Origin of the sequence: Streptomyces sp. R21 (assembly GCF_041051975.1) — a bacterium.
GTDB lineage: Bacteria > Actinomycetota > Actinomycetes > Streptomycetales > Streptomycetaceae > Streptomyces.
Window position 1 is genome coordinate 8073221 of record NZ_CP163435.1, and the last position, 14458, is coordinate 8087678.

The following is a 14458-nucleotide window of genomic DNA, read 5'->3' on the forward strand; positions in this document are numbered from 1 at the left end:
CGAGATGAGTGTCCGGACATCGAGACCGGCATCCGGACGGGTGTCGTCGACGGAGCCTCACTGTCCCGGGTCGGGTGCCGGTCCCGAGATGGTAACTCCAGGCGGCGGGCCGACCGGGTGTGACGAAGTTGTTGTCTCAACCAATGAGAAGACGGGTCCAGAACTTTGACGGGTGGCTGGAATCGTTCTCATGATCTGCATATGAAGACGCTGCTGCTCGTACGGCGGCTGTACGTGGACTTGCTCCGGTCGACCACAGCCCGCTGTCGCTGACCTCCTCCGGAGCCCCGACCTGCCCCGATTCACGGGGCGTTGGCCGTCCGCCGCGCGATGGCGCGTTCCCGTCCCCGCTCCGGGCCAAGCACTCCCTCCTTCATCACCTCGGCACCACCCTGCACCTGGAGCTCCCCCATGTCCCGTACCCGCGTTCCCCTCGCCGCGCTCTCGCTGGCCTCCGCCTCCGCCCTCCTCCTCGCGGGCTGCTCCCAGTCCACGGACGCCTCGAAGAACACCGCCGACACCGCCGCCTCGGCCTCCGCCGCCACCGGCAAGAAGCCCGCGCCCTTCAGCAAGGGCGAGGTCAAGGTGGCCCTGGTGCGGCAGAGCGGCGCCGGCGACTACTTCGAGCAGTGGGGCAACGGCGCCAAGGCACAGGCCAAGGCTCTCGGCGTCGACCTCACGGTGTACGACGCCCAGGCCGACAACGCCAAGCAGGCCACCGACCTGTCCTCGGCCATCAACTCCGGCGCGCAGGCGATCATCGTCGACCACGGCTTCCCCTCCACGATCCAGCCCCAGATCGACCGCGCCGTGAAGAAGGGCATCAAGGTCGTGGTCTACGACGTCGACCAGACCAACAAGAAGGTCGTCAGCACCGAGCAGGACGACGCCAGCATGGCGCAGGCCGTCCTGGACGTGATGGCCAAGGAACTCGGCAAGAGCGCCAAGGTCGGCTACGTCAACGTCGCCGGGTACGCCGCCCTCGACAAGCGCAACACCGTCTGGAAGTCGACGGTCGAGGCCAACGCCTGGAAGCAGCAGTTCAAGGTCGGCAAGGTCACCGACTCCACGGCCACCGACAACGTTCCCCTGGTGTCCGCCGCACTCACCCAGCACTCCGACGTGACGGGCGTCTTCGCCCCCTACGACGAGCTGGCCAAGGGCGCCGTCCTCGCCGTGCAGAACAAGAAGCTCCAGGACAAGGTCAAGGTCTTCGGCGCGGACGTGTCCAACGCCGACATCCAGAACATGACCGCGAAGGACAGCCCGTGGGTCGCCACCGCGGGCACCGACCCCTCCGCGGTCGGCGCCGCCGTCGTCCGTACGGCCGCCCTCGAACTCGCCGGACAACTGGGCAAGTCCTCGGTCCAGTTCCCGGCCGTCGCGATCACCCAGGACTTCCTGAAGAAGAACAAGATCGAGAACATGGACCAGCTGCGCACGGCGCTGCCGGCGCTGAACCTGTCCAAGGTCAGCACCGCGGACTGGATCCCCAATGTCGCCCACTGAACCGGTGTCGCCCACCGACCCGGCGGTCCGCCTGCGTGAGGTCAGCATGGCCTTCGGCGGAAAGAGGGTCCTGGAGTCCGTCACGCTGGACATCGCGCCGGGCAGCGTCGTCGCGCTGCTCGGCGCCAACGGCGCGGGCAAGTCCACGCTGATCAAGATCCTGTCCGGCGTCCACACGGACCACGGCGGCGACATCAGCGTGAACGGCACACCGGCCGCGCTGCAATCCCCGCTCGCCGCACGTCAGTTGGGCATCCAGACCGTTCACCAGCGCATCGGCGAAGGCATCGTCCCCGGCCTCACCGTCGCCGAGAACCTGGTCTTCGAGGAGCTGGCCCAGGCGCGCGGCAACCCGTTCCTCAACGGGCGCAGGCTGCTGGCCCGCGCCCGCGAGATCCAGTCGGCGCTCGACCTCGGCTGGAGCGACGCGGTGCTGAAGCGTGACGTCACCGAACTCGGCATCTCCGACCGGCAGTTGCTCATCCTGGCCCGCGCCCTGGCGACCCGCCCGCGCCTGCTGATCCTGGACGAGCCGACGTCCGCGCTCTCCGCCGCCGAGGCCGAGCGACTCTTCGCACTCGTCGAGCGGATGCGTGACGACGGCATCGCCGTGCTCTACGTCTCCCACCGCCTCGGCGAGATCGACGCGCTCGCCGACCGCCTGGTCGTCCTGCGCGACGGCGCTCTCACCGAGGACCAGACCAAGCCCTTCGACTGGGACAGCGCCCTGCGCGCCATGCTCGCCCAGGCCCAGGAGGTCACCACCGCCCGCCCTCTGCGAGCGGGCGACCAGGGCGAGGTCCTGCTCTCGCTGCGGGGTGTCCCGTTCCTCGAAGGTCACCCGCCACAGGACCTCGACCTCCGCGCCGGCGAAGTCACCGGAGTCGTCGGCCTGCTGGGCGCGGGCAAGACCGAGCTGGCCCGCGGCCTGTTCGGCGCCGAGCCGTTCACCGGGGGAGCCGTCGAACTGGACGGCAGGCCCTACACACCGCGCCGCCCCGCCGACGCGATCCGCAGCGGCATCCACCTCGTACCGGAGGACCGGCACGCGGACGCCCTCGTCCCCGGCTGGTCGCTGGCCCAGAACATCTCGCTGCCGTTCCTCAAGTCCCTCTCCACCGCCGGCCTCGTCAGCCGCTCCCGCGAGGACACGCTCGGCCGCTCCACCATCGAGCAGCTCGGCGTCGTCGCCCGCGACGAGCACAGCACGATCGAGGAACTGTCCGGCGGCAACCAGCAGAAGGTCGTCGTCGGCCGCTGGCTGACCGAGAACCCGCGCGTCCTCATCCTGGACGAACCGTTCCGAGGAGTGGACATCGGCGCCCGCCGCGACATCGGCCGCCGCGCCCGTGCCCTGGCCGCCGACGGCGCCGCCGTCGTCGTGCTGTCCGCCGACGTCGACGAAGTCCTCGAGGTCGCCGACCGGGTCGTCGTCCTCGCCGCGGGCGAGATCCGCCTCGACGCGTACGGCGAGGACGCGGAGCGCGATCGCGTGATCCAGACCATCTCGGCGTCCGTCTGATGCCGGCCGGACCCGTCACCCCAGGAAGCACGCCATGACCACCACCGAGAGCGCCCCCGTGAAGACGGCGAACCCGTCCCCGCTCGCCGCCGGCCCGCGGATCCAGAACGCCGTCATCAAGTACGGCTTCATCTTCGTCACCGTCACCCTCTTCGCGTACTTCGCGCTGAGCGAGCAGTCCTTCCGCGACTCGGCGACCCTCCTCGACACCCTGCGGTACGTCTCCGTCGCCGCGATCCTCGGCCTCGGCGTCACCCTCACCATGGCCGTCGGCGGAATGGACATGTCCGTCGGCGCGGTCGCCGGACTCGGCGTGACCGTCGCCGCCAAGACGATGGTCACGTACAACCAGGTCGGCGTGGTCGCCATCCTCGCGGTGATCGCGGCGGGCGCGCTGGCCGGACTGCTCAACGCCCTGCTGATCGTGGTCCTCAAGATCCCCGACATGCTCGCCACCCTCGGCACCATGTTCGTGATCCAGGGCACCAAACTCATCCTGGTCGACGGCCAGTCCATCACCCCGGGCATGACCCAGTCCGACGGCACGACCGCGCCCGGCAGGTTCACCGAGGGCTTCCTGCGCATCGACCGCGGCACGCTCCTCGGCATCCCCGTCTCCGTACTGATCTTCGCCGCGCTCACCGTGCTGGCCTGGGTGTTCCTCGCCCGCACCCGCTGGGGACGCGTGCTGTACGCCATCGGCGCGAACCCCGAGGCCTCCCGGCTGGCCGGCATCCGCGTCGGCGCCTACCGGGCCCTGGCGTACGTCCTCTCCGGCGTCCTCGCCTCCATCGGCGGACTGATCCTCGCCGCCCGCATCGGACAGGGCGACGTCTCCGCCGGAACCTCGCAGCTCCTCGAAGCAGTCGCCGTCGCCCTGGTCGGTACCTCCGTGCTCGGCCGCGGACGCCCGAACGTCTGGGGCACGGCGCTCGGCGCGGTCCTCATCGGGATCATCACCACCGGTCTGACCATCAAGGGCCTGCCCTACTACACGCAGGACGTCGTCGAGGGCGCGGTCCTCATCCTCGCCCTGGTCTTCAGCTTCACCCTGTCCAAGCGCCGTACCGCATAAGGGAGTTCAGAACCGATGGGCTACCGCATCCTGGAGACCGAAGACGTCGCCGACTACCTGCGAGAGCGCGGCCACTGGGACCCGGACGCGGCCGACCCGCAGGTCCGCGAGGTCTCCGACGGCAACATGAACCGCGTCTTCCTCGCCTCGGCCGCCGACGGCACCCACAGCCTCGCCGTCAAGCAGGCCCTGCCCTGGGTACGCGTCGCGGGACCGTCCTGGCCGATGAGCCCCGAGCGCGCCGACGCCGAGGCCCGCGCCTATGAGCAGGTCGCCAAGGTCGCCCCCGACAAGATCCCCGCCATCCACGGCTACGACGCCGAGAACTACGCCCTCGTCATGGAGGACATGTCCGACCTGGAGGTCCTGCGCACCGTCCTCAACGAGGGCGGCAGGTACGGCCCCGACACCTCCCGGCGCATCGGCGAGTTCGTCGCCCAACTCTCCTTCGCCACCAGCGACTTCGGCATGCCGTCCGCCGCACGCAAGGCGCTGATCGCCGCCTCCGTCAGCCCCGAGCTGTGCAAGATCACCGAGGACGTGGTGCTCTGCGAGCCGTACGTCGAGCACGAGCACAACCACTGGCACCCCGGCCTCGACCACCTCGCCGCCTGCTTCCGTTCCGACCCGCGGCTGCGCACCGAGGTCGCCGAGCTGCGCCACACCTTCATGACCAGCGCCCAGGCCCTCCTCCACGGCGACCTGCACACCGGCAGCGTCATGGTCGGCACCCGCGAAGGTGCCCCGGTGGTAAGGGTGTTCGACCCCGAGTTCTCCTTCGTCGGCCCGATCGGCTTCGACCTCGGCCTGTACTGGGCCAACACCCTCGTCTCCGAGGCCCGCGCGACCGCCCTCGGCGCAGGCGGCGACCACGGCGATCAACTCCGGCTCTCCTGGGACGCGTTCAGGGCCGAGTTCCGTCGGCTGTGGCCGGCCCGCGTCGACACCTTCTTCGACGACGCGTTCCTCGACCGCTTCCTGGACCGCGTCTGGACCGAGTCCCTGGGCTACGCCGGTGTGGAGATCATCCGCCGCATCATCGGCTTCGCCCACCTCACCGACCTGACGACCCTGCCGGACCCGGTACCCGCCTCCCGCCGCGCCCTGCTGCTCGGCCGCGAACTCGTCATCCGCCGAGCCGAGTTCACCGGCCCCGAGGACGTACGGACCGCGATCGCGACCATCGGCTGAAGCGAAGGCCTGAAGCGAAGGCCTGAGGCGAAGGCCCCAGAACACGTGCAAGGGGCGGTTCCCCCCGTGGGAACCGCCCCTTCACCGTTCGGTGACGCCTACTTCTTGTCGAGCAGATCCTGCACCTTGCCGCGCACGTCGTCCGTGGCGAGACCGCGGATCGTCAGCGTCGTACGGCGGCGCAGCACGTCGTCCGTCGTCTCGGCCCACTCGTTGTCGCGGGCGTAGACGACCTGCGCCCAGATCTCCGGGGCGTCCGGGTGGACACGCTCACCGAGCTCGGGGTTCTCGTTCGCCAGGCGGGCGATGTCGAAGGCCAGCGAACCGTAGTGCGTCGCCAGGTGCCGGGCGGTGTCGGCGCCCATGCGGGGGCCGGGCGCCGGGCCGTCGACGAGCAGGCGGTGGGCGACCGCGCGGGGGTTGGCGACACCCGGCAGCGGCAGCTTCTTCGGCAGCTCGGAGATGGGCTCGAAGTCCTCGCCCAGCGGGTGGCCCGGCAGCGACTCCAGCTTCTTCATGACCGTACGGCCGATGTGCCGGAAGGTGGTCCACTTGCCGCCCGCGACGGACAGCATGCCCCCGCGGCCCTCGGTGACGACCGTCTCGCGCTTGGCCTTCGAGGTGGCGCCGGGTCCGCCGGGCAGCACACGCAGACCGGCGAAGGAGTAGGTGATCAGATCACGGGAGAGCTGCTGGTCGCGGATGGAGAACGCGGCCTCGTCGAGTATCTGGGCCGTGTCCTTCTCGTTGACCGCGACGTCCGCCGGGTCGCCCTCGTACTCCTCGTCGGTCGTGCCGAGCAGCAGCATGTCCTCCCAGGGGAGGGCGAAGGTGATGCGGTACTTGTCGATCGGGGTGGCCAGCGCGGCCTTCCAGGGGGAGGTGCGCTTCAGGACCAGATGCGCGCCCTTCGACAGCCGGATGGAAGGCGCGGCATTCGGGTCCTCCATCTTGCGCAGGTGGTCGACCCACGGGCCGGTGGCGTTGAGCACCAGCCGCGCGGAGACACCGAACTCGCTGCCGTCGAGGCGGTCGCGCAGCTCGGCACCGGTCACCCGGCCCTTGGTGAAGCGCAGGCCGGAGACCTCGGCGTGGTTGAGGACGACGGCACCCGCCTCGACGGCCGCGCGGACCGTCATCAGGGCCATCCGGGAGTCGTTCATCTGGTCGTCGCCGTACACGGCCACGGCCTTCAGGTTGTCGGTGCGCAGCTCGGGCACGTCCTGCGCCGCCTTCGAGGGGCTCAGCAGATGCCCGACGCCGTCGCCGAACGCCGACAGGGCGGAGTAGGCGAAGACGCCCGCTCCGAGCTTCGCCGCGCCGTGCGGCCCGCCCTTGTACACGGGGAGGTAGAACGTGAGCGGGTTCGCCAGGTGGGGGGCCACCTGACGGGAGACCGCACGGCGCTCGAAGTGGTTCTCCGCCACCAGCTTCACCGCGCCGGTCTGCAGGTAGCGCAGACCGCCGTGGAGAAGCTTGGAGGAGGCGGAGGAGGTGGCACCGGCGAAGTCGCCGGCGTCGACCAGGGCCACCCTCAGCCCGGACTGCGCGGCGTGCCAGGCGGTGGAGATGCCCAGGATGCCGCCGCCGATGACGAGGAGGTCGTACGTCGCCTTGGAGAGCTGCTCGCGGGTCTCGGCGCGGCTCGGGTTGGAGCCGGAGGCCGGGCGCGTACCGAGGGCAGGCACGGACTGGAGGGTGGCTTGACTGGTCATGCGGGTTCTTACTCCTCGTCCTCGATCCAGCCCATGGTCCGCTCGACGGCCTTGAGCCAGCTCTTGTACTCACGGTCGCGGGTCTCCGCGGCCATGTTCGGGGTCCACTCGGCGGCCCGGCGCCAGTTGGCGCGCAGGTCCTCGGTGTTGGACCAGAAGCCGACGGCGAGACCGGCGGCGTAGGCGGCGCCGAGGCAGGTGGTCTCGGCGACCATCGGGCGCACCACGGGGGCGTCCAGGACGTCGGCCAGGGTCTGCATCAGCAGGTTGTTGGAGGTCATGCCGCCGTCGACCTTGAGAGCCGCGAGCTCGACGCCGGAGTCCTTCGTCATGGCGTCGCTGATCTCACGGGTCTGCCAGGCCGTGGCCTCCAGGACGGCGCGGGCGATGTGCGCCTTGGTCACGTACCGGGTCAGACCGGCGATCACACCGCGGGCGTCGGGACGCCAGTACGGGGCGAACAGGCCGGAGAAGGCCGGTACGAAGTAGGCGCCGCCGTTGTCCTCGACCGACAGGGCGAGGGTCTCGATCTCGGCGGCGGACTTGATCAGGCCCATCTGGTCGCGCATCCACTGGACGAGCGAGCCGGTGACGGCGATGGAACCCTCGAGGGCGTACACGGGAGCCTGGTCGCCGATGCGGTAGCCGACCGTGGTCAGCAGGCCCGAGTACGAGTTGATGATCTTGTCACCGGTGTTCATCAGCATGAACGTGCCGGTGCCGTAGGTGGACTTGGCCTCACCCTCGGAGAAACAGGTCTGGCCGAACAGGGCCGCCTGCTGGTCGCCGAGCGCGGAGGCGACCGGGATGCCGCCGAGCAGGTCGCCCAGCTTGCCGCCGGTGATCTCGCCGTACACCTCGGCGGAGGAGCGGATCTCCGGCAGCATCGCCAGCGGGACGCCGATGGACTCGGCGATCTTCTCGTCCCACTCCAGCGTGTGCAGGTTCATCAGCATCGTGCGGGAGGCGTTGGTGACGTCGGTGACGTGCTTGCCGCCGTTGACACCGCCCGTCAGGTTCCAGATGACCCAGGTGTCCATGGTGCCGAAGAGGATGTCCCCGGCCTCGGCGCGCTCGCGCAGGCCCTCGACGTTGTCGAGCAGCCAGCGGGCCTTGGGGCCCGCGAAGTACGACGCGAGGGGCAGGCCCGTCTCGCGGCGGAAGCGGTCCTGGCCGACGTTGCGGCCGAGCTCCTTGCAGAGCGCGTCGGTGCGGGTGTCCTGCCAGACGAGGGCGTTGTGGACGGGCTCACCGGTGTTCTTGTCCCAGAGCAGCGTGGTCTCACGCTGGTTGGTGATGCCGATGGCCTTGATGTCGTCGCGGGTGATCCCGGCCTTCTTGATGGCCGAGGCGACGACCTCCTCGACGTTGGTCCAGATCTCCGTGGCGTTGTGCTCGACCCAGCCCGGCTTCGGGAAGATCTGCTCGTGCTCCTTCTGGTCGACGGAGACGATGCGGCCGTCGCGGTCGAAGACGATGCAGCGGGACGAGGTGGTGCCCTGGTCGATGGCGGCGATGAACGGGCCGGCGGTGTGTGCGTCGGTCACGGTGTACTCCTGAAAGTTCCGTATGTAAGGGGCTGGTCTACGCGGTGCCTGCAGTGCGGTGCTTAAAGCAGTGCTGTACCTAGTACGCGGTGCTTGTAGCGGTGCTCTTAAGCGAAGGCGACGTTGTATATGCCTGCGGCGATCGCTCCGCCGATCAGCGGACCGACGACCGGGATCCAGGCGTAGCTCCAGTCGGAACCGCCCTTGTTGGGCAGGGGGAGCAGGGCGTGCACGATGCGCGGACCGAGGTCACGGGCCGGGTTGATCGCGTAGCCGGTGGGGCCGCCCAGCGAGAGACCGATGCTGACGACCACGAACGAGGTGATCAGGGCACCCAGGACGCCGAGGCCGTCGCCGTTGTTGTTGAGACCCTGGGTGAGGATCGCGAGCACGAGCACGACGGTGCCGATGATCTCGGTGGCCAGGTTCTGCACCACGTTGCGGATCTCGGGGCCGGTGGAGAAGATGCCGAGCACGGGGCCGGCGCCCGCCTCCTGGGCCTCGACGGCCTTGGTCTTGGTGGCCTGCGCGCCCGGACCGCCGACGATCTCCTTGTCGGTCAGGTGGGCCAGGAACTGGCCGTAGTAGGTGACCCAGACCAGCGCCGCACCGATCATGGCGCCCAGCAACTGCCCGCCCCAGTAGGTGGCGAGGTTGCTGTAGTCGTCGTTCTTGATCGCGAGGGCGAGCGTCACGGCCGGGTTGAGGTGCGCACCCGAGAGGGGCGCCGAGATGTATACCGCGGTCATGACCGCGAAGCCCCACCCGAAGGCGATGGCGAGCCATCCGGCGTTGCGTGCCTTGGAGGCCTTCAGCGTGACGGCGGCGCAGACGCCACCACCCAGCAGGATGAGTACGGCGGTACCGATGGTCTCGCCGATGAAGATGTCGGAGCTGGACACCCGCGACTCCTTTGTCCTTCGTCCAGGGGAAGCCGAACCCCGGGTCCCTCCGGTGGTCCGTGCTCTCGGGGGTGAGAGCGAAGCTCGGTCCTTGGCGTTGTCACACTCTAGCGCGTATTGCCGGTAGGTGTTCGACAATGTCGACCGATGGACGGGAGTCTTGCCGTGGTGTTACCACCTCGTCAAGAGCTCGGTTATCGAAAGCGCGATCGTTATTGATTGCTGTGACCTATCGATCTTGAGACGCCTGCGCACCGCGTGCGACCGGGCACGTCGCGTGGTCGCGAAGGGGTGGGAAACACACGCTCCGTACGGACGCGGACACGCGAAGGCGGACACGCGGAAGGGGCGGTACGTCGTCGACGTACCGCCCCTTCCGTTGATGACTTTCGTCTACGAAGCTCAGAACCGCCCGGCGCCCAGGTCCCGTGACACCGAGCGGGCGCAGTCGCGTACCGCCGCGATCAGCTCGGGGCGCAGCTCCCCGTCCTTGCAGACCCGCTCCACGGCCCCGGTGATGCCCACCGCGCCGACCGGCATCCTGCGCCCGTTGTGGATGGGGGCTGCGACGGAGGCCACACCGGTCCAGGTCTCCTCGACGTCGGCCGCGTACCCGCGCGCGCGGGTGATGTCGAGGACGCCCTCGAAATCGTCCAGTTCGCTGATGGTCTGCGCGGTGAAGGCCTTGCGGTCGGCCTCCAGGACCTCGCTGTGCGCCACCGGGTCGTACGCCGACAGCACCTTGCCCAGCGCCGTGGAGTGCAGCGGCTGCATGGCGCCCACCTCCAGGACCTGCCGGCTGTCGTCGGGCCGGAAGACGTGGTGCACGATCAGCACGCCCTGCTGATGCAGGACGCCCAGATAGACGCTCTCGCCGCTGGAGCGGGCCAGGTCGTCGGTCCACACCAGGGCGCGCGCCCGCAGCTCGTGCACGTCGAGATAGGTGGTCCCGAGCCGCAGCAGCTCGGCGCCCAGCTGGTAGCGCCCGGAGGCGTTGTCCTGCTCGACGAAGCCCTCCTGCTGGAGCGTGCGCAGTATGCCGTGCGCCGTGCCCTTGGCGAGGCCCAGCGACGAGGCGATGTCGGACAGGCCGAGCCGCCGCTCGCCACCCGCGAGCAGCCGCAGCATCGCGGCCGCCCGTTCGAGCGACTGGATGTTCCGTGCCATCGCCGCGCTGCCCTCCGTCCCCTTCGGCCGACGGTTGACGTATGGCCGTCACCGTTCGGCAATGTCGAACACTACCCGTCGCAGGCGACCTCCTGCCAATGGCCGGTCGCCATGCGTTTGAGCCGAATTCCCACGTGGGCCACCCGCGCCGCGCCCGTCCGCCCCGTGGACGCTCCTGACCTCGTGCAGCCGCTCGGGCTACCCTGACGGCGTGCGCCTTCCATGGGAAGCGCAAAGCCGACAGCCGTCGCACTCCAGGGAGCATCTTCCATGGCCTCGTTGCCGAATCCGTCCCTTCCGTCCGCCTCCGGTGACAGCCGGAGCCGAATCGACGCCCTCCGCCAGGCGCTCTCCTCCCGTGTGGTGGTGGCCGACGGTGCGATGGGCACGATGCTTCAGGCGCAGGATCCGACGCTGGAGGACTTCGAGAACCTCGAAGGCTGCAACGAGATCCTGAATCTCACCCGGCCCGACATCGTCCGCTCCGTCCACGAGGCGTACTTCGAGGTGGGCGTCGACTGCGTCGAGACGAACACGTTCGGCTCGAACCACTCGGCGGCGAACGAGTACGAGATCGCCGACCGGATCCACGAGCTGTCCGAGGCGGGGGCCCGGATCGCCCGCGAGGTCGCCGACGAATTCGGTGCCAAGGACGGCCGCCAGCGCTGGGTCCTCGGCTCCATCGGCCCCGGCACCAAGCTGCCGTCGCTCGGCCACATCGCGTACGACGTACTGCGCGACGGCTACCAGCAGAACGCTGAGGGCCTGATCGCCGGCGGCGCCGACGCGCTGATCGTGGAGACCACCCAGGACCTGCTGCAGACCAAGTCGAGCCTGATCGGCGCGCGGCGCGCGATGGACGCTCTCGGCGTGGACCTGCCGCTGATCTGCTCGCTCGCCTTCGAGACCACGGGCGTCATGCTGCTCGGCTCGGAGATCGGGGCGGCGCTGACGGCCCTGGAGCCGCTCGGCATCGACCTCATCGGCCTGAACTGCTCCACGGGCCCGGCCGAGATGAGCGAGCACCTGCGCTATCTGGCCCGCCACTCGCGTACGCCGCTGATGTGCATGCCGAACGCGGGCCTGCCGATCCTGACCAAGGACGGCGCGTACTTCCCGCTGACCCCGCCGGAGATGGCCGACGCGCAGGAGAACTTCGTACGCGACTACGGCCTCTCGCTGGTCGGCGGCTGCTGCGGCTCGACGCCGGAGCACCTGCGCCAGGTCGTGGAGCGGGTCAGCGACATGGCGCCCACCGAGCGCCGGCCGCAGCCCGAGCCGGGCGCCGCCTCGCTCTACCAGACCGTGCCGTTCCGCCAGGACACCGCGTACATGGCGATCGGTGAGCGTACCAACGCCAACGGGTCGAAGAAGTTCCGCGAGGCCATGCTGGAGGGCCGCTGGGACGACTGTGTGGAGATGGCCCGCGACCAGATCCGCGAGGGCGCGCACATGCTCGACCTGTGCGTCGACTACGTGGGCCGCGACGGCGTCGCCGACATGGAGGAGCTGGCCGGCCGCTTCGCCACCGCCTCCACCCTGCCGATCGTGCTGGACTCCACCGAGGTCCCGGTGATCCGCGCCGGTCTGGAGAAGCTCGGCGGCCGCGCGGTCATCAACTCGGTCAACTACGAGGACGGCGACGGCCCCGAGTCGCGCTTCGCCAAGGTCACCAAGCTGGCGCAGGAGCACGGCGCCGCGCTGATCGCGCTGACCATCGACGAGGAGGGCCAGGCCCGCACCGTCGAGCACAAGGTCGCCATCGCCGAGCGGCTCATCGAGGACCTGACGACGAACTGGGGCATCCACGAGTCGGACATCCTCATCGACTGCCTCACCTTCACCATCTGCACCGGCCAGGAGGAGTCGCGGAAGGACGGCATCGCGACCATCGAGGCGATCCGCGAGCTGAAGCGCCGCCGGCCGGACGTGCAGACCACGCTGGGCCTGTCGAACATCTCCTTCGGCCTCAACCCGGCCGCCCGCATCCTCCTCAACTCGGTCTTCCTCGACGAGTGCGTGAAGGCGGGCCTGGACTCGGCGATCGTGCACGCGTCGAAGATCCTGCCGATCGCCCGCTTCACGGAGGAAGAGGTCCAGACGGCCCTCGACCTCATCCACGACCGCAGGGCCGAGGGCTACGACCCCCTCCAGAAGCTGATGGCCCTGTTCGAGGGCGCCACCACCAAGTCGCTCAAGGCAGGCAAGGCCGAGGAGCTGGCCGCGCTGCCGCTGGAGGAGCGCCTCAAGCGCCGGATCATCGACGGCGAGAAGAACGGCCTGGAGGCGGACCTCGCCGACGCGCTGACGACCCGGCCCGCCCTCGACATCGTCAACGAGACGCTCCTGGACGGCATGAAGGTGGTCGGCGAGCTGTTCGGCTCCGGCCAGATGCAGCTGCCGTTCGTGCTCCAGTCCGCCGAGGTCATGAAGACCGCGGTCGCCTATCTGGAACCGCACATGGAGAAGTCGGACGCCGAGGGCAAGGGCACGATCGTGCTGGCCACGGTGCGCGGCGACGTCCACGACATCGGCAAGAACCTCGTCGACATCATCCTGTCCAACAACGGCTACAACGTCGTCAACCTCGGCATCAAGCAGCCCGTCTCCGCGATCCTGGACGCCGCCGAGCAGCACCGGGCCGACGTCATCGGCATGTCCGGCCTGCTGGTCAAGTCCACGGTGATCATGAAGGAGAACCTGGAGGAGCTCAACCAGCGCGGGCTGGCCGCCGAGTTCCCGGTCATCCTCGGCGGCGCCGCGCTGACCAGGGCGTACGTCGAACAGGACCTGCACGAGATCTACCAGGGCGAGGTCCGCTACGCCCGCGACGCGTTCGAGGGCCTGCGCCTGATGGACGCCCTGATCGGGGTCAAGCGGGGCGTGCCCGGCGCGGTGCTGCCCGAGCTGAAGCAGCGCCGGGTCCGTGCGAGCGCCGCCCCGGCCGCGGTCGAGGAGCGCCCGCAGGAGGGCCACGTCCGCTCCGACGTCGCCGTCGACAACCCCGTGCCCACCCCGCCGTTCTGGGGCACCCGGGTCATCAAGGGCATCCAGCTCAAGGAGTACGCGTCCTGGCTGGACGAGGGCGCGCTGTTCAAGGGCCAGTGGGGCCTGAAGCAGACCCGCACCGGCGAGGGGCCGACGTACGAGGAGCTGGTGGAGAACGAGGGCCGCCCGCGGCTGCGCGGCCTGCTGGACAAGCTGCAGACCGACAACCTCCTCGAAGCGGCCGTCGTCTACGGCTACTTCCCGTGCGTGTCCAAGGACGACGACCTGATCCTCCTGGACGAGCAGGGCAACGAGCGCACCCGCTTCACCTTCCCGCGCCAGCGCCGCGGCCGCCGGCTCTGCCTGGCCGACTTCTTCCGGCCCGAGGAGTCCGGCGAGACGGACGTCGTCGGCCTTCAGGTCGTCACCGTCGGCTCGCGCATCGGCGAGGAGACCGCCAAGCTCTTCGAGTCCAACTCCTACCGCGACTACCTCGAACTGCACGGCCTGTCCGTGCAGTTGGCCGAGGCGCTCGCCGAGTACTGGCACGCGCGGGTGCGTTCGGAGCTCGGCTTCGCCGGTGAGGACCCCGCCGCCGTCCAGGACATGTTCGACCTCAAGTACCGCGGCGCCCGTTTCTCCCTCGGCTACGGCGCCTGTCCCGACCTGGAGGACCGCGGCAAGATCGCGCGGCTGCTCGAGCCGGAGCGCATCGGCGTCCACCTCTCCGAGGAGTTCCAGCTCCACCCCGAGCAGTCCACGGACGCGATCGTGATCCACCACCCGGAGGCCAAGTACTTCAACGCGCGGTAACCGCCGCGGACCGGCAGTGACAGTGTGCC

Annotated in this window: 9 protein-coding genes; 5 read left to right on the forward strand and 4 right to left on the reverse strand. The window is 69.5% G+C overall.

Features of this window, described 5'->3' with window-relative positions; all coding sequences use genetic code 11:
* Positions 1-411: 411 nt before the first annotated feature.
* From AB5J56_RS35965 to mtnK, 4 genes are read left to right on the forward strand one after another with little or no spacing between them, the layout of a single operon-like run.
* Positions 412-1509, forward strand: a complete 1098-nt coding sequence (locus AB5J56_RS35965; RefSeq protein ID WP_369239107.1) for a substrate-binding domain-containing protein — start codon at positions 412-414, stop codon at positions 1507-1509.
* Positions 1496-3031 (forward strand): sugar ABC transporter ATP-binding protein, encoded by a 1536-nt coding sequence (locus AB5J56_RS35970; protein ID WP_369239109.1) that lies wholly within the window; start codon positions 1496-1498, stop codon positions 3029-3031. Before AB5J56_RS35965 ends, AB5J56_RS35970 begins: the two co-directional genes overlap by 14 nt.
* Positions 3032-3065: 34 nt before the next feature.
* Positions 3066-4106, forward strand: coding sequence for an ABC transporter permease (locus tag AB5J56_RS35975; RefSeq protein ID WP_369239111.1), 1041 nt, complete (start codon positions 3066-3068; stop codon positions 4104-4106).
* Positions 4107-4121: 15 nt separating this feature from the next.
* Positions 4122-5297 carry an S-methyl-5-thioribose kinase gene (mtnK, locus tag AB5J56_RS35980; RefSeq protein ID WP_369239112.1) on the forward strand — a complete coding sequence of 392 codons (1176 nt, stop codon included), beginning with the start codon at positions 4122-4124 and terminating at the stop codon, positions 5295-5297.
* Positions 5298-5395: 98 nt separating this feature from the next.
* On the opposite strand, the gene AB5J56_RS35985 is transcribed toward mtnK, so the two are convergent.
* The 4 genes from AB5J56_RS35985 to AB5J56_RS36000 form a co-directional block, all read right to left on the reverse strand.
* Entirely contained in the window at positions 5396-7012 is a 1617-nt protein-coding gene (locus AB5J56_RS35985) for an FAD-dependent oxidoreductase (RefSeq protein ID WP_369239113.1), read from the reverse strand.
* A gap of 8 nt (positions 7013-7020) precedes the next feature.
* Positions 7021-8559, reverse strand: coding sequence for a glycerol kinase GlpK (gene glpK, locus AB5J56_RS35990; RefSeq protein ID WP_369239114.1), 1539 nt, complete (start codon positions 8557-8559; stop codon positions 7021-7023).
* Between the two features lie 107 nt (positions 8560-8666).
* Complete coding sequence (locus tag AB5J56_RS35995; RefSeq protein WP_369239115.1) at positions 8667-9461, reverse strand: MIP/aquaporin family protein; 795 nt, start codon at positions 9459-9461, stop codon at positions 8667-8669.
* A 402-nt stretch (positions 9462-9863) separates the two neighbouring features.
* Complete coding sequence (locus AB5J56_RS36000) at positions 9864-10628, reverse strand: IclR family transcriptional regulator (RefSeq protein WP_369239117.1); 765 nt, start codon at positions 10626-10628, stop codon at positions 9864-9866.
* A gap of 270 nt (positions 10629-10898) precedes the next feature.
* Here AB5J56_RS36000 and metH point away from each other — a divergent pair, with 270 nt between their 5' ends.
* Complete coding sequence (gene metH, locus AB5J56_RS36005) at positions 10899-14429, forward strand: methionine synthase (RefSeq protein ID WP_369239119.1); 3531 nt, start codon at positions 10899-10901, stop codon at positions 14427-14429.
* The last annotated feature ends 29 nt before the right edge of the window (positions 14430-14458 follow it).

Excerpts from the sequence above, each read along its gene's own strand:
- mtnK (WP_369239112.1), top strand. The coding sequence starts at position 4,122 with ATGGGCTACCGCATCCTGGAGACCGAAGACGTCGCCGACTACCTGCGA.
- metH (WP_369239119.1), top strand. The coding sequence starts at position 10,899 with ATGGCCTCGTTGCCGAATCCGTCCCTTCCGTCCGCCTCCGGTGACAGC.
- AB5J56_RS35975 (WP_369239111.1), top strand. The coding sequence starts at position 3,066 with ATGACCACCACCGAGAGCGCCCCCGTGAAGACGGCGAACCCGTCCCCG.
- AB5J56_RS36000 (WP_369239117.1), bottom strand. The coding sequence starts at position 10,628 with ATGGCACGGAACATCCAGTCGCTCGAACGGGCGGCCGCGATGCTGCGG.
- AB5J56_RS35970 (WP_369239109.1), top strand. The coding sequence starts at position 1,496 with ATGTCGCCCACTGAACCGGTGTCGCCCACCGACCCGGCGGTCCGCCTG.
- AB5J56_RS35965 (WP_369239107.1), top strand. The coding sequence starts at position 412 with ATGTCCCGTACCCGCGTTCCCCTCGCCGCGCTCTCGCTGGCCTCCGCC.
- AB5J56_RS35985 (WP_369239113.1), bottom strand. The coding sequence starts at position 7,012 with ATGACCAGTCAAGCCACCCTCCAGTCCGTGCCTGCCCTCGGTACGCGC.